16 protein-coding genes are annotated in these 18,286 nt (G+C 71.9%); 12 read left to right on the top strand and 4 right to left on the bottom strand.

Annotated elements, in window-relative coordinates; translation table 11 throughout:
- Positions 1–8: 8 nt before the first annotated feature.
- On the bottom strand, positions 9–383 hold the full coding sequence (locus Aau02nite_RS00290) for a response regulator transcription factor (RefSeq protein WP_212986227.1): 375 nt from the start codon (positions 381–383) through the stop codon (positions 9–11).
- Between the two features lie 195 nt (positions 384–578).
- On the opposite strand from Aau02nite_RS00290, the gene Aau02nite_RS00285 reads away from it, so the two are divergent.
- Both Aau02nite_RS00285 and Aau02nite_RS00280 read left to right on the top strand, forming a co-directional pair.
- On the top strand, positions 579–818 hold the full coding sequence (locus tag Aau02nite_RS00285; protein WP_212986226.1) for a hypothetical protein: 240 nt from the start codon (positions 579–581) through the stop codon (positions 816–818).
- A 484-nt stretch (positions 819–1,302) separates the two neighbouring features.
- On the top strand, positions 1,303–3,132 hold the full coding sequence (locus tag Aau02nite_RS00280; protein ID WP_212986225.1) for an anthranilate synthase family protein: 1,830 nt from the start codon (positions 1,303–1,305) through the stop codon (positions 3,130–3,132).
- Positions 3,133–3,193: 61 nt separating this feature from the next.
- On the opposite strand, the gene Aau02nite_RS00275 is transcribed toward Aau02nite_RS00280, so the two are convergent.
- Both Aau02nite_RS00275 and Aau02nite_RS00270 read right to left on the bottom strand, forming a co-directional pair.
- On the bottom strand, positions 3,194–5,110 hold the full coding sequence (locus Aau02nite_RS00275; RefSeq protein WP_246594788.1) for a glycosyltransferase family 2 protein: 1,917 nt from the start codon (positions 5,108–5,110) through the stop codon (positions 3,194–3,196).
- 149 nt (positions 5,111–5,259) lie between these two features.
- A complete protein-coding gene (locus Aau02nite_RS00270) occupies positions 5,260–5,796 on the bottom strand; it encodes a hypothetical protein (RefSeq protein WP_212986224.1) in 537 nt (178 codons plus the stop codon).
- 144 nt (positions 5,797–5,940) lie between these two features.
- Between Aau02nite_RS00270 and Aau02nite_RS00265 the strand changes: the two genes are divergently transcribed.
- The 6 genes from Aau02nite_RS00265 (at position 5,941) to Aau02nite_RS00240 (ending at position 10,287) form a co-directional block, all read left to right on the top strand.
- Complete coding sequence (locus Aau02nite_RS00265; RefSeq protein ID WP_212986223.1) at positions 5,941–6,606, top strand: response regulator transcription factor; 666 nt, start codon at positions 5,941–5,943, stop codon at positions 6,604–6,606.
- The gene (locus Aau02nite_RS00260; protein WP_212986222.1) at positions 6,603–7,988 is read left to right on the top strand and encodes a sensor histidine kinase; all 1,386 of its coding nucleotides are present in this window, start codon (positions 6,603–6,605) and stop codon (positions 7,986–7,988) included. The genes Aau02nite_RS00265 and Aau02nite_RS00260 overlap by 4 nt, the downstream gene beginning before the upstream one ends.
- Positions 7,989–7,997: 9 nt before the next feature.
- Entirely contained in the window at positions 7,998–9,017 is a 1,020-nt protein-coding gene (locus Aau02nite_RS00255; protein ID WP_246594787.1) for an aldo/keto reductase, read from the top strand.
- A gap of 20 nt (positions 9,018–9,037) precedes the next feature.
- Complete coding sequence (locus Aau02nite_RS00250; RefSeq protein ID WP_212986221.1) at positions 9,038–9,616, top strand: DsbA family protein; 579 nt, start codon at positions 9,038–9,040, stop codon at positions 9,614–9,616.
- Between the two features lie 88 nt (positions 9,617–9,704).
- Positions 9,705–9,974 carry a hypothetical protein gene (locus tag Aau02nite_RS00245; protein ID WP_212986220.1) on the top strand — a complete coding sequence of 90 codons (270 nt, stop codon included), beginning with the start codon at positions 9,705–9,707 and terminating at the stop codon, positions 9,972–9,974.
- A 4-nt stretch (positions 9,975–9,978) separates the two neighbouring features.
- Positions 9,979–10,287 carry a hypothetical protein gene (locus tag Aau02nite_RS00240; protein ID WP_212986219.1) on the top strand — a complete coding sequence of 103 codons (309 nt, stop codon included), beginning with the start codon at positions 9,979–9,981 and terminating at the stop codon, positions 10,285–10,287.
- A gap of 135 nt (positions 10,288–10,422) precedes the next feature.
- Here Aau02nite_RS00240 and Aau02nite_RS00235 read toward each other — a convergent pair whose 3' ends face one another.
- Positions 10,423–12,405 carry a beta-galactosidase gene (locus Aau02nite_RS00235; protein WP_212986218.1) on the bottom strand — a complete coding sequence of 661 codons (1,983 nt, stop codon included), beginning with the start codon at positions 12,403–12,405 and terminating at the stop codon, positions 10,423–10,425.
- 293 nt (positions 12,406–12,698) lie between these two features.
- On the opposite strand from Aau02nite_RS00235, the gene Aau02nite_RS00230 reads away from it, so the two are divergent.
- The 4 genes from Aau02nite_RS00230 to Aau02nite_RS00215 are packed head-to-tail and all read left to right on the top strand — an operon-like array spanning position 12,699 to position 18,268.
- Positions 12,699–13,625 (top strand): carbohydrate ABC transporter permease, encoded by a 927-nt coding sequence (locus tag Aau02nite_RS00230; protein WP_246594786.1) that lies wholly within the window; start codon positions 12,699–12,701, stop codon positions 13,623–13,625.
- A complete protein-coding gene (locus Aau02nite_RS00225) occupies positions 13,618–14,517 on the top strand; it encodes a carbohydrate ABC transporter permease (RefSeq protein WP_212986216.1) in 900 nt (299 codons plus the stop codon). Before Aau02nite_RS00230 ends, Aau02nite_RS00225 begins: the two co-directional genes overlap by 8 nt.
- Positions 14,518–14,571: 54 nt before the next feature.
- Positions 14,572–15,879, top strand: coding sequence for an ABC transporter substrate-binding protein (locus tag Aau02nite_RS00220; protein ID WP_212986215.1), 1,308 nt, complete (start codon positions 14,572–14,574; stop codon positions 15,877–15,879).
- A gap of 49 nt (positions 15,880–15,928) precedes the next feature.
- On the top strand, positions 15,929–18,268 hold the full coding sequence (locus tag Aau02nite_RS00215) for a rhamnogalacturonan lyase (RefSeq protein ID WP_212986214.1): 2,340 nt from the start codon (positions 15,929–15,931) through the stop codon (positions 18,266–18,268).
- The last annotated feature ends 18 nt before the right edge of the window (positions 18,269–18,286 follow it).

Raw genomic sequence — 18,286 nt, 5'->3', positions numbered from 1 at the left:
GAGCCGGCTCAGGCCCGGGCTCGGCTCAGCAGTGCCTGGATCCGGGAGACCAGCTCGCGCGGACTGAACGGCTTGGTCACGTAGTCGTCGGCACCCGCGCTGAAGCCGCCTTCGACGTCCTGCTCCTGGACCCGGGCGGTGAGCATGATGATCAGCATGCCGGCGGTGGCCGGCTCGGCGCGCAGCATCCGGCACACGTCGATGCCGGACAGCCCGGGCATCGAGACGTCCAGCACGGCCAGCGTGGGCCGGTGCGCCTTGGCCTGCTCCAGGGCTGCCTGCCCGTCCTCGACCGCGATCACCTCGAGGCCGGACTGCTCGAGCTTGAACGCCACCAGGTCACGGATGTCGGCGTCGTCGTCGGCGACCAGAACCACCGTCACGGCCATTCCCCCCGTCGAGGCCGCCCGGGAAAGCTCGGCCTACTTACGCTACTTATCCGACGATATCCGGTTATCACCGTTGTGACTGCCGCTCGGCGCAACCGCACGGCAACTGGTGCGCAGCCGCTCTCGCAGCCCCGCCGGGGTGTCCTGGAACCACGACACCCCGACCGCGACGCACGGCAGGAGGACCTGATGACTTCCGTGAACCCCGACGATGTCCGTACCGAGGCGCTGTTCGTCTCCGACCTGCAGCGCTCGCAGCAGCCGACGCCCGAGCTCATCCGTGCGGCGGTGACCGCGACGGTGGACCGGCTGGGCGAGAGCGGCTGCGCCGCCCTGGTCGCCCAGGAGTTCGGCGAGCACCCGGACTGCGCGCTGGGCCGCATGCAGTGGGCCCGGACAGCGGTACGCGGCGCGTACGCCGCCGCCTGACTCCCCCGCCGAGCGGGCGACCGTCGAGTTCCGCGTCCCGCGCTCCCGGCGCCGGCTGCTGGGGGTGCCGGCCGTGCTCGCCGTGCTGCTGCTCGTGGCGGCGGCCCCGCCGGCCTTCCGCGGACCCGGGACGCCGTGGGCCGCCGTACCGCTGCCGGTCGTCTCCGTCCCGCCGCCGGCACCGGCGTCGGCCCGCTGGTCGGGTCCTACTGCCGGCCACCCACGGCCGGTTCAGTCTCGCGGCCGCGACCGGCGACAGCTGGTCCTGCGCCCGGCGCGCCGGTGACGCCCGGAGCTGGCGCTGCTACCGCGACGGCCCCTAAGATGTCCGGCATGCACGCGCGATTGAGCATGTGGTGGCCCGCCGACCCGGCGGCCACACCCACCCGCGTGTAACCACACCCACCGCGGCCGCCTCCGACGAGGCGGCCTTTTTCGTACGGCCCGGTCCTCGGCGGCGACCCCAGCCCGGAACGAGGACCCGATGCCACCCTTCGCCCTGCTGCACCGCGACGGCGCCGACCACGTCGACGTCCTGACCGGCGACGTCGTCACGGTCGCCGCGCTCGCCGACATCCCGCTGACCCCGGGCCGACCCGGGCCGCAGACGCTCGCACTGGTGCCGTACCGGCAGATCGCCGAGCGGGGCTTCGCCTGCGTCGACGACGACGCCCCGCTGGAGTGCCTGCGGATCGCCTCCCGGACCACCCGGCCGCTCGCGGAGATCGTCGCCGAGCTGCCGGAGACGCCGGTGGCGCTGCGCAACGGCGGGTTCGACCTCTCCGACGAGGCCTACGGCGAGATCGTCGCCGAGGTGCTGCGCGACGAGATCGGCCGCGGCGAGGGCGCCAACTTCGTGATCCACCGGGTCTACACGGCGGACGTGGACGGCGATCCGCTGGCCGCGGCGCGGTCGGCGTTCCGCCGGCTGCTCACCCACGAGCAGGGCGCCTACTGGACGTTCCTGGTGCACACCGGCACCCGCACGCTGGTCGGCGCCACGCCGGAACGGCACGTCAGCGTGGCCGACGGACTGACCATGATGAACCCGATCAGCGGCACGTTCCGGCACGACGGCACGCGCGAGCTCATCGACTTCCTGGCCGACCGCAAAGAGATCGACGAGCTGTACATGGTGCTCGACGAGGAGCTCAAGATGATGGCGGCCGTGGCCGAGCAGGGCGGGCAGGTCGTCGGGCCGTACCTCAAGCGGATGGCGCACCTGACCCACACCGAGTACCTGCTGGCCGGCCGCGGCTCGCTGGACGTGCGCGAGGTCCTGCGCGCGACCATGTTCGCCCCGACCGTCACCGGCAGCCCGGTGGAGAACGCCTGCCGGGTGATCGCCCGGCACGAGCGCCGCGGCCGCGGCTACTACGCGGGCGTGCTGGCCCTGCTCGGCCACGACGACGAGGGCCGGCAGACGCTGGACGCGCCGATCCTGATCCGCACGGCGGAGATCTCCCCGGCGGGCCGGCTGCGGGTCCCGGTCGGGGCGACGCTGGTCCGGCACTCGACGCCGGCGGGCGAGGTCGCGGAGACCCACACCAAGGCGGCGGGCGTGCTGGCCGCGCTGGGCGCGTCCTCGTTGCGGCGCCCACCGGTACGCCCGAGCGACGACGACCCGGCGATCCAGGCGGCGCTGGCCGCCCGCAACGACGGCCTCGCCCGCTTCTGGCTGGACCAGCGCCACCCGGGCGCCCTGACCGTCCCCGGGCTCGACGGCCGGACGGCGGTGATCGTCGACAACGAGGACACGTTCACCGCGATGCTGGCCCACCAGCTCAAGGCACTGGGCCTGGCCGTCACCGTGGTGCCGTGGACGGTGCCGGTCGTACCGCCGGCCGATCTGGTGGTGGTCGGTCCCGGGCCCGGCGACCCCGGCTCGGACGACCCCAAGATGCGGCGTGTCCGCGCGCTGGTGGCCGAGCTGCTGGCGACCCGGCAGCCGCTGCTGGCCGTGTGCCTGGGCCACCAGGTGCTCTCCGCTGCCCTGGGACTGCGGCTGCACCGCCGGGACAGCCCGTACCAGGGGGTGGCCCGCGACATCACGCTCTTCGGCGCGGTCCGCCGGGTCGGCTTCTACTCCAGCTTCACCGCGCTCAGTGCGGACGACGTGCTCGGCACCGCGTACGGCGAGGTGCAGATCGCCCGCGACGAGGCCGACGGCACCGTGCACGCCCTGCGTGGCCAGGGTTTCGCCGGTGTGCAGTTCCACCCGGAGTCGGTGCTCAGCGCGGACGGCATCACCGTCCTCACCGAACTGATCCCGCCACTTGTCACTCAGGTGATTAGTCCGGCGTCCCTGGGGTAGCGATAGTGATGTCGGTGGTTCAAGCGGATCGAGAGCCTCCGCTTGGACCACCGACCCACTTCTACCGGGCGGTGGCCGCGGCCAGCTGCCGCGCGTCGACGTAGCCCTGCTGGACGGCCAGATCGCCGAGCCGCTGCCAGGCCAGGTCCGAGGTCGCCTGCAGGTCGAGCAGCTCCTCCAACTCCTGGACGGTGAGCAGGCCCTGCTGCACCAGACGATCGCCGATCCGCCGCTGCGCCGTGACCGAGGGCCGCGGCACCCGCGACAGCAGCCGCGAGCCCGCCGCCACGCCCGCCACGGTGAGCAGGTGCAGCACCGGCGCCAGCGAGACGAGCAACGTGAGACCGGCCCACACGTACAGCGACGGGTAGTCGTGGTGCAGCAGCTGCCCGGTGATCATGCAGCTCGCGGCCAGCGCCGCCCAGCCCAGGTGCGGCCGGAAGGTCCGCCAGGTGTCGCCGGTGGCGGCAGCCCCCTTGGCCGTGACGACGTAGGCCAGCGGCCGGCCGGCCAGCTGGGCCGCGGCCGCGGCCACGTAGACCGGCGCGGTGATCAGTTCCAGCGCCATCCCGGCCAGGCCCCACGAGCGGCGTTCATGCTCGACCAGGTTGAACCGCTGGGTGAACTGGTAGAACACCATCCCGACGACGATGTTGGCGACGAACAGTACGCCCCAGACCAGCGCCGGCAGCCGGGTGACGGTGACCCCGCCGACCAGGTAGACCGCGCTGAGCACGATGCCGATCACCCAGGACAGCGCGGTGGTCGGGTAGTGCGACTGCAGGGCGAAGAACGACAACCGCTGCCCGGGGCGCAGCCGGGGCAGCAACCGCGGCGAGTGCTTGCGGGCGATCTCCCAGATCCCGTACGCCCAGCGCTTCTGCTGGCTGAAGAAGTCCGAGTACGTCGCCGGGCCCTCGCCCACGGCCAGGATGTCCGGGGTGTAGACGCCGCGCCAGGTGTTGCCGGAGACCGGGTTGACCGCACCGTAGATCACCATCGAGGTGAGGTGGTCCTCGATGATGCAGTCCTGGTACCCCTTGATCTGCTGGAAAGCGGCCGGCCGGTAGAGGTGGTTGGTGCCGATCAGCAGCGGTGCGCCGTGCCCGTTGCCGCCGCGCTGCATGATCCCGTGGAAGATGTAGGCCAGCTCGGCCGCACCCTTGGCGACGAAGGACTCACTGATGTTCGCGTACACCTGCGGGGCGACGACGAACGCGGTGTCCGGGTCGGCGAAGTAACCCAGCGTCCGCTCCAGGAAGTTCGGGTACGGCACGTGGTCGGGGTCCATCTGGGCCACCACGTCGTACTCGGCCTCGTGCGCGGCCCGCCAGGCGTTGTGGTTGCCGTGCTTGGTCCGCGCCTTGAACTCGCCGCCGGGCTGGTTCCACTCCGGGTGACCCTTGCGGCTGAAGTGGCGGACGCCGATCTCCTCGCAGCGGCGGCGGACCTCTTCGTCGTCGCCCTCGTCGAGCAGCCAGACGTCGACCGGGCCCTCGTGGCGTACCCGTTTCATCGCCCGCAGGGTCGTCATCACGAGATCGACCGGCTCCTTGCCGGGCACGATCGTGGTCAGCACGGCGACCCGCAGCCCCGGCGGCGCCGGGATCGGCACCGGGTCGCAGGCCCGGGCGGCGAAGAAGGCCAGCACCCAGGTCCGCAGGCCGACGATGACCTGCAGGACGATCATCAGGAACAGTCCGGCCACCATGACCGTGTTGGCGATCGGCTGCCCCGGCTGGAACCGGGGCAGGTTGCCCGGCAGCAGCAGGTAGACCACCAGGGCGGCGGCCAGCGCGATGTGCAGCGAGGCGAGGCCCAGCATCAGCCGGTGCTGGCCGCGGCCGAGCACCCGCCGGTAGCGGACGACCTCGGTGGCCGGCTGCAGCGGGCCGGTGATCTCGGTGGCGGTCCGGCCGTAGAGCTTGCCGGGGATCCGGCGCTCCAGGATCCGCTCCGGCGCAGGCCCGGGGCTCATCGGCGGCTCGGGGACGCGGGACGGGACATCGGTGCGGGCAGCAGGCCGGCGACTGCGCGGCGGGCGGGTGGGTGGGTTCACTCCCGGGCAATCGACGCCGCAGGCGGCCGATTGAGGATTCCCGCCCGCACCGATGTCTCACCGCACGGTCAGCTCGCTGACGGCGCCGGGGCGCTCGGGGCGGCCGAGGGTGGCGTGCTCGGCGCGGCCGGCGGTCCGCCGCGCTCGCCGCCGGGGCCGCCCGGTCCCCAGCCGCCCGGACGCCCGCCGCCGCGGTGGCCCCAGCCGCCGCCCCGCTTGCCCTCCCGTTCGGTCGCCACCTCGACCGAGGTGGCATCCAGCGAGACGCCGTCCGCGTTCACCGCGCCCACGGCGAAGATCCGGGTGCCGACCGCGACCCCGTCCGGCTTGCTCGTGATGTTGATCTGACGGGTGAAGCCGCTGCGGTCGGTGATCATGATCTGGGTGTCGCTGATCGACTTCACTGTGCCGGCGAGGTGCGGCGTGTGCTCGTGCCCCGCGCCGCGGCCCGGACCGGGCTCGCTCGCCGAGGGGGTCGCGGACCCGCCCGGTGCCGGTGTTTCCGCGGCCTGGGCCAGCCCGGCGACGCCGAGCGCGAGGCCGCCGCCGAGCGCCACGGCCACGGCGGTGCGCCGGGCCTGCTGGGTGCTGAAGATCGGTGGCAAAGCTCCTCCAGTGCTGGATGTCGGTTGCGGTGCTCGTCCCACCGTCGTCCGCGAAACTGAAGCGGGCCTGAATCGGCGGCGGTCTTCAGCTGTTCTTCAGCTCGGTGCTCGATCACGCACAGCCGGGCTGCGGATACTTCGGCCATGGTGGCGAGAGTGCTGGTCGTGGAGGACGAGGACGCGATCCGGGCCCCGCTCGCGGCGGCACTGCGCGGGGCCGGGCACGAGGTGCGGGAGGTGGCCGACGGCGCCGATTTCGAGGAGGTCGTGGACGCGTACCGCCCGGATCTGGCCCTGCTCGACGTGCAACTGCCCGGCGGCCGCGACGGCTTTGCGCTGGCCACGGCGCTGCGCGGGCGCAGCGACTGCGCGGTGCTGATGGTCACCGCCCGCGACGCGGTCGACGACCGGCTGCGCGGTTTCGCCGCGGGCGCCGACGACTACGTGGTCAAGCCGTTCGCCACCGTCGAGGTGCTGGCCCGGGTCGGGGCGATCCTGCGCCGGCTCGGCCGGGTGCCCTCCACCGTGCAGGTCGGCGACCTGGTGGTGGACGAGGACGCCCGGCTGGCCGTCCGGGCGGGCCGGGTGCTGGAGCTGACCGCGACCGAGTTCAAGCTGCTGGCCTACCTGGCCGGGCACCGTGGCCGGATCCTGTCCAAGACACAGCTGCTCACCCAGGTCTGGGGCTACGACGAGTACGACCCCAACCTGGTCGAGGTGCACGTCAGCGCGCTGCGCCGCAAGCTCGAGCAGCACGGCCCCCGGCTCATCCACACCGCCCGCGGCCTGGGCTACGTGGTCCGCCCGTGAGACTGCTGCGGCCCCTGTCGCTGCGCGGCCGGGTCACCTGGACGGTGCTCGGCCTGCTCGCCGTCATCCTGGTGGTGCTCTTCACCGCCGTCGACATCGCGCTCTCCGCCCGGCTGCACGCCGACGCCCGGACCCGGCTCACCGACCGGGTGGCGCTGGCCGGCCGGCTCGACCCGCAGCTCGGCGCCCAGCAGCTCGTGGACCGGCTGCGCGGCGACGGCGTGACGGCCCGGCTGTGCGTGCGTGACGGGGGCGGCTGCGTCGCCGCGGCCTCCGACCCGGCGCCACCGGGCCGGCGGTTCCCGGCCGGCGGCCCGGCCCGGCATCGGCCCACCGGCGCCCGCACCGAGGTGCCGGTGGAGACGGCCGGCAGCGTCATCTTCGTGCGCACCGGACTGCGCGGGAACCAGGTCCTCACGCTCAGCCTGGACACCACCCAGATCACCGACGCTCTCCGCCGGCTGATCTTCCTGGAGGTCGTCGGCGGGCTGCTGGCCCTGCTGCTCGCCGGGCTCGCGGCCGCCCGGTTGTCCCGCGCGGCGCTGCGCCCGCTGGAGGACATGACCGCTCTGGCCGGGCGGATCGCCGCGGGCGACCGGGGACGCCGGCTGGGCCACCCGCGCACCGACTCCGAACTGGGCCGCACGGCGGCCGCGTTCGACTCGATGCTCGACGAGCTGGAGGCGGCCCTGGTCACCGCGAACGCCGCCGAGGCCGGGATGCGCTCGTTCCTGGCGGACGCGTCGCACGAGCTGCGGACCCCGATGGCCGGGCTGCAGGCCAACGCCGAGCTGCTGCTGCGCGAGGAGCTGGACCGCCCGGACCGGGAACGGGTCGCCGTGGCCATGATCCGCGAGACCCGCCGCGCCACCCGGCTGGTCGACGACCTGCTCACCACGGCCCGGCTCGGCCAGGGCGGCATCCGGCTGGCCACCGAGCCGGTCGACCTGGCCCGGCTGGCCGAGACCGAGACGGCCCGCGCCCGCACGCTGGCGCCGCAGCTGAGCTTCGCCGTCTCCGCCGATCCGGCACCGGTGGTGCACGGCGATCCGGTGCGGCTGGGTCAGATCGTCACCAACCTGCTCGACAACGCCCGGCACGCCACGCCGGCGGGCGGGACGGTGACGGTCACCGTGCGGCGCGACGGGGAGCGCGTGGTGCTGGAGGTGGCCGACACCGGGCCGGGCGTGCCCGCCATCGACCGGGCCCTCATCTTCGAACGGTTCGGCCGCGGCGACACCTCGCGCTCCCGCGACACCGGCGGTGCCGGGCTGGGCCTGCCGATCGCCCGCGGCCTGGCGGCGGCGCACGGCGGCGATCTCCGGTACGTGGACAGCCCGGCCGGCGCCCGCTTCCGGGTGGAGTTGCCCGCCGCGACGTAGGTTGCAGGTATGGAATACCGCACCCTCGGCCGCAGCGGCTGCGCCGTCTCCAGTCTCTGCCTGGGCACCATGACCTTCGGCGCCGAATCCGACGAGGAGGTGTCACACGCCCAGCTCGACCGGTTCGCCGAGGCCGGCGGCACGTTCGTGGACACCGCCGACGTCTACTCGGCCGGCGAGTCCGAACGCATCATCGGCCGCTGGTTCGCCTCCCGCAGCGCCGACGTCACCGAACCCGTCGTGCTGGCCACCAAGGGCCGCTTCCCGATGGCCGGCGACCCGAACGGCGCCGGCCTGTCCAACCGGCACCTCACCCGCGCCCTCGACGCCTCGCTGACCCGGCTCGGCCTGGACAGCGTCGACCTCTACCAGGCGCACTCCTGGGACCCGGTGACGCCGCTGGAGGAGAGCCTGCGGACGCTGGACGGCTTCGTCCGCCAGGGCAAGATCCGTTACTACGGCTTCTCGAACTTCACCGGCTGGCAGCTCACCAAGGCGGTGCACCTGGCCCGCGAGCTCGGCCTGGCCGCCCCGGTGACCCTGCAGCCGCAGTACAGCCTGCTGGTCCGCGAGATCGAGTGGGAGATCGTGCCCGCCGCCCGCGACGCCGGTCTCGGGCTGCTGCCGTGGAGCCCGCTCGGTGGTGGCTGGCTCAGCGGCAAGTACCGCCGCGACCAGCGGCCCAGCGGCGCCACCCGGCTCGGCGAGGACCCCGGGCGCGGGATGGAGGCGTGGGAGCGGCGCGGCACCGACCGGACCTGGACGATCATCGACGCGGTGCAGTCCGTGGCCGAGGCCCGGGGCGTGTCGATGGCCGAGGTGGCACTGGCCTGGGTCACCGACCGGCCGGGCGTGACCTCGACGATCCTGGGCGCCCGTACGGTCGAGCAGCTGGAGACCAACCTGCGGGCGGCGGAGCTGCACCTGGAGCCGGCGGAGATCGCGGCCCTGGACCAGGCGAGCGACCTGCACGCGCCGGACTACCCGTACGGGCCGCTGGGGCTCGACCAGCGCAACCGCAAGCTGTAACCCGGCCTAGGATCGCAGCCATGGAGGCCACCTATTTCTTCGACCCGGCTTGCCCGTTCACCTGGCGCACCTCGCGCTGGCTGGTGAGCGTGGCGCCGGAGCGCGACGTGACACTGCACTGGCGCGCATTCAGCCTGTCCATCCTCAACGGCGACAACGTCCCGGACCAGTACAAGCCCATGATGGCGGCGTCGTCCCGGGCGCTGCGGCTGGTCGAGGCGCTGCGCGCGGACCACCGCGACGAGACCATCGCCACCTTCTACACCGAGCTCGGCAACCGTACGTTCGAGGCCGGCGAGGCGCTCACCGAGGAGATCGTGGTGGCCGCCGCCGAGGCCGCCGGCGTCGCGGATCCCAAGACCGTGCTCGACGACGGGTCCTGGGACGAGGCGGTCCGCGCCTCGCACGAGCTGGCGTTCGGCTCGGCGGGCCCGGACATCGGCTCCCCGGTGCTGATGATCGAGGGCGCCGGGCGCGGCGTGCACGGACCGATCATCGACGAGGTCCCGGGCCGCGAGGAGGCCCTGGCCATCTGGGACGCCGTGGTCCCGCTGGCCCGCAGCGCCACGTTCTTCGAACTCAAGCGCGGCCGCTCGTAAATACCAGGTTTGCCGGCGCGACGTGGTTGGGTAACAGCGTCGCGCCGTCACCGGTACGACCCGTCACCGGTACAACGAGGAGAACTCCATGGTCGAGCCGCAGATCCACCTGGACCCCGCATCGCTGAGCCCGGTGGAGGAGAAACTGCGCGGCCCGCTGGAGGAGCAGCTCACGTCCGCGCTGCAGAACGCGACGGACAAGGTCAGCCACGACTACGCGGGCGAGCCCGTCGACGCGGTGACCGGCAAGCTGCTGGAGCAGACCCGCGCGGGCCTGCACCCGGACATCGCCGCCGGCTTCACCCCCGACCAGGGCGAGCTGCGCCGCGTGGCCGAGGCGATCGTCCACACCGACTGACCCGATGGGCTCGCGGGACGTCGCTCTGGGCACGCTGGAGACGGCCGGTGCCGTCGTCTTCGTCGCGCTCGGGATCGTGCTGCTGGCCCGCGTACGGCGGACCCCGGCGGGCCTGACCCTGGCCGGACGCGAGTTCGGGCATCCGTGGCTGGCCGGGGCACTGGTCCTGGTCGGCGCGTTCGGCATGGCCGCCGGCGGGGTGGGACACCTGCGCGGCGGCCCGGCGATCCTGCAGGTCCTGGCGCTCGCGGCGAGAACCGCGACCGTCGTCCTGATCGTCGTCCTCGCCGTCAAGACCACGCGCCGGCGGTAGCGCTACCGGTTTCGGACTCGGCAGATCGGTCCTCCTGCGCGCGACGGTCGGCAGAGGTGCTCGTCCTGCGGCAGCTGCTCCGCATGCAACGGCCGCAGCGTGAGAGAAGGCGCTGAACCGACGACGGCCGGCGGGTCACCGTCCAGGGCCGACGATCGTCACCCCGCGTGCGGGGAGCACGGCCGGCGCTCCCGGGATACCGGAGATCTCCAGCGGCTCGTCGGTGCGGTTGATCAGGAACCGGACGTCGCCGCGGACCGCGAGCTCGACCCGCCCCCGCAGCTGCCCGGGCAGTTCGCTGCGCACCCCGGCACGCTTCAGCACCTCGCCCAGCACCGGCACGATGCCGGCCGCACCCAGCGGGGTGGAGACGTACGACGCCGACCCCGTGCCCACGGCCCGGCGGGTGATCGCCGGCCGCCCGGCCAGCTCGCCGGTCCTATACGACGCCAGCACCTCGACCGCGGGGTCGACGAGGTCCACCGGCTCGGTCCACCTGGTCCCGTGCGTCCCGTTGTCGAGCTCGACGCGTTCCCCGTCGAGCAGCGGCGCGAACTCCTGCACCCGGATGCCGAGCAGGTCGCGCAGCGCCCCCGGATAGCCGCCGAGCCACACGTGGTCGTGCTCGTCCACGATCCCCGAGAAGTACGTCGTGACGAGGTGTCCGCCGTCCGCGACGTAGGTGCGCAAGCGCACGGCCAACGAGGCCGGCACCACGTGCAGCACGGGGGCGACCACCACGTCGTACCGCTGCAGTTCTGCACCCACCGGCACCACGTCCACCCGCACGCCGGCATCGAGGAACGCCGTGTACCAGTCCAGCGCCTCCTGCTTGTAGCGCAGCCGATCGCTGGGGTGGGAGTCCTGCTCGGCCGCCCACCAGGACGGCCAGTCGAAGACGATCGCCGCCTGTGCCGGGGTCCGCGCGACACCGGCGACATACGCCATTTCACGCAGCCGGGCACCGAGTGCCGCCACCGACCGGAACAACACGCTGTCGGTCCCGGCGTGCGGCACCATCGCCGAGTGGTACTTCTCGGCCCCGGCCCTGGACTGCCGCCACTGGAAGAAGCAGACCGCGTCCGCGCCGTGCGCCACGTGGGTGAGTGAGTCGCGGGCCAGCTCACCCGGCTTCTTCGCGACGTTGACCGGCTGCCAGTTCACCGCGCTGGTCGAGTGTTCCATCAGGAACCACGGCCGGCCGCCGGCCAGATTGCCCGTCAGGTTCGCGGAGAACGACAGCTCGTCCTGCGCCTGCGGCCCGGGACGCACGTAGTGGTCGTTGGCGAGGAAGTCCACCTCGGGCACCCAGTCGGCGTAGTCGATGATGTCGATGTCCCCGGCGACCATGAAGTTGGTCGTGACCGGCACGCCCGGGGTGATCTCGCGGAGGATGTCCCGCTCGGCGCGCAGGTGCTCCTTGAGCGCGTCGGAGGAGAAGCGCTTGAAATCCAGCTGCTGCGTCGGGTTGGGATGGGTGGGGGCGAGCCGCGGCGGCAGGATCTCGTCCCAGTCCGCGTACCGCTGCGACCAGAAGGCGGTCCCCCAGGCCGCGTTGAGCGCGTCCAGCGTCCGGTAGCGGCCCCGGAGCCAGCGCCGGAAGGCGCGCGCAGCGTCATCGGAGTAGTCGTAGACGTTGTGGCAGCCGAGCTCGTTGGAGACGTGCCACGCCGCCAGCGCCGGATGCCCGGCGTAGCGCGTCGCCATCGCCCGCACCAGGCGCAGCGCGTGCTGCCGGAAGACCGGCGAGGTCGGTCGCCAGTGCTGGCGCCCGCCCGGTGAGAACGTGTGCCCCAGCCGGTCCACCGGCAGGATCTCCGGATGCGCGGTGCTCAGCCACGGCGGCGGGGAGGCGGTCGCGGTGGCCAGGTCGAGCAGGATCCCGTCCGCGGCGAGCAGTCCGATCACGTCGTCGAGCCAGCCGAAGTGGTACTCGCCGGAGCGGGGCTCGAGGCGGGCCCAGGAGAAGACGGCGAGCGAGACGATGGTGACGCCGGCTTCCCGCATGGCTCGTACGTCGTCGGCCCAGACCGCGGGCGGCCACTGCTCCGGGTTGTAGTCGGCCCCGAACTCGATGCGGAGCGGGCCGGAGCGGCGCAGCCAGCGCTGAGGCGGCACCCCATCTCCCTCGCTCAATGAAACGTTTTAAGAGAGTTCTTCCTACAATAGACGATGATCTATGATGAAGCAAGGCCTCCTTGCCTCGCTTCCCTACACAGCAGCAGGTGCGTCACCACAATGATGAGGAAACCTAAGAATGCTTTGCTCCGACCGATGCGTGAAACGATCCATTTTACTTGCCGGAAACCGTTGACCCGCGCGGGACACCGATGCAAACTGCTGGAAAGCGCTTTCCGCGCGGCGTGAGGAGAGTCGCTCGTTTCTCGACCGCTCAGCTGAAGGAGGGTCGTGTGAGTGCTCTCGAGAAGTTCCAGCGGCTCGGCACCACCCGGAGCGGCCCGCGGCGCAAGCGGGACAACAAGGCCGCCTACCTCTTCCTCCTGCCCTGGTTCGCCGGACTGACGGTGATCACCGCCGGGCCCGTCGTGGCTTCGTTCGTGCTCGGCTTCACCGACTACAACCTCATCCAGGCGCCGGAGTTCAACGGCCTGGAGAACGTCAACCGGATGCTCTCCGACGAGCGCCTGCACCGGGCGCTCGGCGTCACGTTCCTGTACGTCTTCGTCTCCGTGCCGTTGCAGCTGGCCGCGGCGCTGGGCCTGGCGATGCTGCTCGACCGTGGACTACGCGGGCTGGCGTTCTACCGCTCGGCCTTCTACCTGCCGTCGCTGCTGGGCTCCAGCGTCGCGATCGCCGTGCTGTGGCGGCAGATCTTCGGCGCGGAGGGCCTGCTCAACCAGGTGCTCGACGTGGTGGGCATAACCGGCCGCGGCTGGATCTCCGACCCGGACACCGCCCTGTCGACACTCATCGTGCTGAACGTGTGGACCTTCGGCGCGCCGATGGTCATCTTCCTGGCCGGCCTGCGGCAGATCCCGGCCATGTACTACGAGGCCGCGGCGGTCGACGGCGCCAACCGGTGGACACAGTTCCGCCGGATCACCCTGCCGCTGCTCTCGCCGATCATCTTCTTCAACCTGGTGTTGCAGATCATCCACGCCTTCCAGTCCTTCACCCAGGCGTTCGTGGTCTCGGGCGGGACCGGCGGGCCGTCGGACTCCACGCTGTTCTACACGCTCTACCTCTACCAGCGCGGATTCAACAACTTCGACATGGGGTACGCCTCGGCGCTGGCCTGGCTGCTCCTGCTGATCATCGCCGCGTTCACCGCGGTCAACTTCTGGGCTGCCAAGCGTTGGGTCTTCTACGATGACTGATCTTCAGGAACGCGCCGTCCCGGTCAGCACCGCGGGCGACCCCCGCCCGCCCCGGGTACGGGTGCCGGCCCCCCTGCGCTCGATCGTCAAGCACACCGGCCTCAGCCTGCTCGCGCTGATCATGCTCTACCCGGTGATCTGGATGGTGGTCAGCTCGCTGCGGCCGAACAACGAGATCTTCCGGTCGCCGGGCATCGTGCTGGACAGCCTGCAGGTCGCCAACTACAGCGACGGATGGAACGCGCTCGCCGCACCGTTCGGCCACTACCTGCTGAACTCGGCGATCGTCGTGCTGGCCTGCATCATCGGCAACCTGGTCTCCTGCTCGATGGCGGCCTACGCGTTCGCCCGCCTGGACTTCACCGGCAAGAAGCTCTTCTTCGCGACCATGCTCGGCACCATCATGCTGCCCATCCACGTGATCATCGTGCCGCAGTACATCCTGTTCTCCCAGCTCGGCTGGGTGAACACCTTCCTGCCGCTGATCGTGCCGAAGCTGCTGGCCACCGACGCGTTCTTCGTCTTCCTGATGGTCCAGTTCATCCGCGGGCTGCCGCGGGAACTGGACGAGGCCGCCCGCATCGACGGCGCCGGTCACCCGCGGATCTTCCTGCGGGTCATCCTGCCGCTGATGCTGCCGGCGCTGGCGACCACGACGATCTTCACGTTCATCTGGACCTGGAACGACTTCTTCAGCCAGCTCATCTACCTGACCGATCCCGAGATGTACACCGTCCCCGTCGCGCTGCGGTCCTTCGTGGACTCCACGGTCGCCACGTCGTGGGGCTCCATGTTCGCCATGAGCGTGGTCTCGCTGCTGCCGGTCTTCCTCGCGTTCCTGATCGGCCAGCGCTACCTGATCAAAGGCATCGCCACCACCGGCATCAAGTAGCCGATCACCGCTGCACTCTCCCCATCCCCGGGCACCCCTCGGAAGGACAATTCGATGCACGCCGGAACAACCAGACGATCCGTCCTGTCCCTCGCCGTCGGCACCGCCGCCGCCGCCGCGCTCGCGGCCTGCGGTGACAGTGGGGGCGACGCGAGCGACGAGATCTCCACCGACCCCGTCACCCTGCGCTTCACGTGGTGGGGCTCGGACGCCCGCCACAAGCGCACCCAGCAGGTCATCGACCTGTTCACCAAGGCGCATCCGAACGTCACCGTGAAGGGTGAGTTCAAGGAGTGGAACGGCTACTGGGACAGCCTGGCCACCACCGTGGCCGCCAACGACGCCCCCGACATCATCCAGATGGACGAGCTCTACCTGTCCTCCTACGCCGAGCGCGGCGCCCTGCTGGACCTGGGCACCGCCACCAAGCACCTCAGCACGGCCGACTTCGACGCGGGCGCCCTGGAGACCGGCAAGGTCGGCGGCAAGCAGTACGCGATCCCGACCGGGCTCGCCGCGTACGCGATCGTGGCCAACACCGACCTGCTCGCCGAGTACAAGATCGCGCTGCCCGACGACAGCACCTGGACCTGGGACGACCTGAAGAACCTCGGCGCGCAGGTCTCGCGAGCGAGCGGCGGCAAGGTGCACGGCATCCAGTCCTGGGGTTTCGACACCGGTGGCGTCAACATCTGGGCCCGCCAGGCCGGCGCCACCCTCTACGGCGACAACGGCGACGTCGCGATCCCCCCGGCCGTGCTGGCCGGCTTCTGGCAGTACCTGCTGGACCTGGCCAAGCAGGGCATCGCGCCGCCGCCCTCGGTCACCGTCGAGCGGGCCGGTGCCGCCCTGGACCAGTCCGGCAGCGCCACCAACACCGCCGCGTTCGGCACTTGGTGGAACACCCAGCTGCCGTCCGTGGCCGAGGCCAGCGGGCAGAACCTCAAGCTGCTCCGGCTGCCGGGCGAGAAGGCCGCGGCTCCGGCCGCCTACTACAAGCCGTCGATGTTCTGGTCGGTCTCGGCGCGGTCGAAGCACCCGGCCGAGGCCGCGCTCCTGGTCAACTTCCTGGCCAACACCGCGGAGGCCGGCGACATCCTGCTCACCGACCGCGGCGTCCCGGCCAACACCAAGGTCCGGGCCGCGATCACGCCGAAGCTCACCGCAGGCGACCAGGCCGCCGCCGAATACCTCGCCGCGCTCAAGGTCGGGCCGCCGCCGCGGGTCACGCCGAAGGGCGCGAGCGGCATCGAAGCCATCCTCAAGCGCCACAGCGAGGCGGTGCTCTTCGAGCGGCAGACCCCGCGGCAGGCCGCCGCGGCCTTCATCAAGGAACTCCAGGCCGAGATCGACGCGGCCTGATCCGCACCCACGACGTCCGCAACCTCGTCACCCCGAAGGGCGTACCGAGATGAGTCCTCACCACGCGTATCGACGCCGGCGCGTCCGCGCCTCGACAGCGTCCGTCGCCGCCGCCTGCGCGGCGGCCTTGTTCCTCGCCGGCCTGCCGGCATCCCCCGGCGTGGCCTCGCCGGACGACGCGCGGTCCGGCGGGCGGCCCGGCGTCGCGCTGGAACGCCTCGACCGCGGTCTCGTCGCCGCCGCCACCAGCGAGGGCGTCTTCCTGAGCTGGCGACTGCTGGGACCCGAGGCGTCGGGGCACTCCGCGACCGGCCTGACCGGCACCGACTTCGCCGTGTACCGGGACGGCCGGCGGATCGCCACGGTCACCGACAGCACGAACTACCTCGACAGGAGCGGCACCACCACGGCGAAGTACCGCGTCGCGTCGCTGGTCCGCGGCGTCGCGGCGGCCCGCAGCGCGGAGGTGTCCGCCTGGTCGGCCGGCCACTACGAACTGCCGCTGCGCAAGCCCGCGGACGGCGTCACCCCGGCCGGCGAGGCGTACACGTACTCGGCCAACGACATGAGCGTCGGTGACGTGGACGGCGACGGTCAGTACGAGTACGTCGTCAAGTGGGACCCCTCCAACTCCAAGGACGTCTCCCAGGTCGGCTACACCGGCAACGTCTTCATCGACACCTACGAGCTCGACGGCACCCTGCGGCACCGCATCGACCTCGGCGTGAACATCCGCGCCGGGGCGCACTACACGCAGTTCCTGGTCTACGACTTCGACGGCGACGGCCGCTCGGAGATGATGGTCAAGACCGCACCCGGGACGAAGACCATCCGGTACGGCCGGGACGGCGACGTCGTGTCCCAGCGCTTCATCACCATGCCGCGCGCCGACGTCCGCGCCGGTCACGCGCACAGCGACGACTACCGGCTGAGCGCCGCGGGATACTACGACCACGTCGTCGAGATGTTCCTCGGCTGGCACCGGCACCCCGAGGTGGTCGCCGGCAACTGGCCGGCGACGCTGGAGGAGGCGTTCGGTATCGCGCCGGCGTACGCCTACCCGCTGAGCCGGGCGGACGCGGAGGCGCTCGCGGACCACTTCATGGACGTCTACGCGCCGTCGCGCAGCGCCCGCAACAACCTGCGGGCGTTCGCCGGCTTCATCCTCGACGGACCGGAGTACCTCACCGTCTTCGAGGGGGCGACCGGGCGGGAGCTGCAGACCATCCCGTACCGGCCGGGCCGCCACGACGACGGCCTCATGTGGGGCGACTACGCCATGGCACGGATCGAGCCGGGCAACCGGGTGGACCGGTTCCTCGCGGGCGTGGCGTACCTCGACGGGCGCCGGCCGTCCGCCGTCTTCGCCCGCGGCTACTACACCCGTTCCACGCTCGTCGCGTACCGCTGGGACGGCCGCCGGATCGTCCAGGACTGGTCCGTCGACAGCGGCTGGACGCCGATGACCAACCCGTTCAACGACTCGCCGCACGGCCGCGACGGTACCGACCCCGAGTTCGGCACCCTCACCACGCAGGGCTTCCACTCGCTCAGCGCCGCCGACGTGGACGGCGACGGACGTCAGGAGATCGTGTACGGCGGCGCCACCATCGACCACGACGGCAGCCTGCTGTACTCGTCCTTCGGCGTGCTGCCGGAGGGCAGCGCCGCACCGGGGCAGCGGGCCCGGCTCGGGCACGGCGACGCCATGCACGTCACCGACATCAACCCGGACCGGCCCGGCCCGGAGATCTTCACCGTGCACGAGGGCGGCACGTCGGCGCCGTACGGCATGGCGATGCGCGACGCGGCGACCGGCGAGGTGCTGTTCGGTACGTACTCCGGCCGCGACACCGGGCGCGGGATGATCGGGGACGTCCTGCCGCAGGTGCGCGGCATCGAGTCCTGGGCCAGCATGCCCGGCGGCTCCGAAGCGCTCGGTCTGCACACCGCGACCGGCCAGGCGACTCCCGGCCCCATCCCCGGCACGAATCAGAGCATCAGGTGGGCCGCGGACCTGACGACGCAGATCGTCAACGGGGCGCTGGAGGTGACCCCGACCATCGATGACTGGCAGCGCGGCACGCTGCTGACCGCCGAGGGCACGCGCACCAACAACGGCACCAAGGGCAACCCCAGCCTGGTGGCGGACATCTTCGGCGACTGGCGCGAGGAACTGCTGCTGCGCACGGTGGACAGCTCCGCGATCCGGATCCACGTGAGCACCGAGGTGACGTCCCACAAGCTGTACACGCTGATGCACGACCCGCAGTACCGGGTCGAGGTGGCACGCCAGCAGACGACGTACAACCAGCCTTCGTATCCGGGCTTCTATCTGGCGTCGGACACCGACTGGGCCCGGGTGCCACTGCCCGGCCGCCGGTCGTGACACCGGCGCATCCGAACG

The organism is Actinoplanes auranticolor (assembly GCF_018332655.1).
GTDB classification, from domain to species: domain Bacteria; phylum Actinomycetota; class Actinomycetes; order Mycobacteriales; family Micromonosporaceae; genus Actinoplanes; species Actinoplanes auranticolor.
Note: the sequence above shows the minus strand (reverse complement) of the source record. Positions and strands in the feature narration are given on the sequence as shown.

Bases quoted from the DNA above. Each gene is read 5' to 3' on its own strand.
- Aau02nite_RS00245 (WP_212986220.1), top strand. From the start codon at position 9,705: ATGGTCGAGCCGCAGATCCACCTGGACCCCGCATCGCTGAGCCCGGTG.
- Aau02nite_RS00250 (WP_212986221.1), top strand. From the start codon at position 9,038: ATGGAGGCCACCTATTTCTTCGACCCGGCTTGCCCGTTCACCTGGCGC.
- Aau02nite_RS00275 (WP_246594788.1), bottom strand. From the start codon at position 5,110: ATGAGCCCCGGGCCTGCGCCGGAGCGGATCCTGGAGCGCCGGATCCCC.
- Aau02nite_RS00285 (WP_212986226.1), top strand. From the start codon at position 579: ATGACTTCCGTGAACCCCGACGATGTCCGTACCGAGGCGCTGTTCGTC.
- Aau02nite_RS00240 (WP_212986219.1), top strand. From the start codon at position 9,979: ATGGGCTCGCGGGACGTCGCTCTGGGCACGCTGGAGACGGCCGGTGCC.
- Aau02nite_RS00225 (WP_212986216.1), top strand. From the start codon at position 13,618: ATGACTGATCTTCAGGAACGCGCCGTCCCGGTCAGCACCGCGGGCGAC.
- Aau02nite_RS00255 (WP_246594787.1), top strand. From the start codon at position 7,998: ATGGAATACCGCACCCTCGGCCGCAGCGGCTGCGCCGTCTCCAGTCTC.
- Aau02nite_RS00280 (WP_212986225.1), top strand. From the start codon at position 1,303: ATGCCACCCTTCGCCCTGCTGCACCGCGACGGCGCCGACCACGTCGAC.
- Aau02nite_RS00220 (WP_212986215.1), top strand. From the start codon at position 14,572: ATGCACGCCGGAACAACCAGACGATCCGTCCTGTCCCTCGCCGTCGGC.
- Aau02nite_RS00265 (WP_212986223.1), top strand. From the start codon at position 5,941: ATGGTGGCGAGAGTGCTGGTCGTGGAGGACGAGGACGCGATCCGGGCC.
- Aau02nite_RS00215 (WP_212986214.1), top strand. From the start codon at position 15,929: ATGAGTCCTCACCACGCGTATCGACGCCGGCGCGTCCGCGCCTCGACA.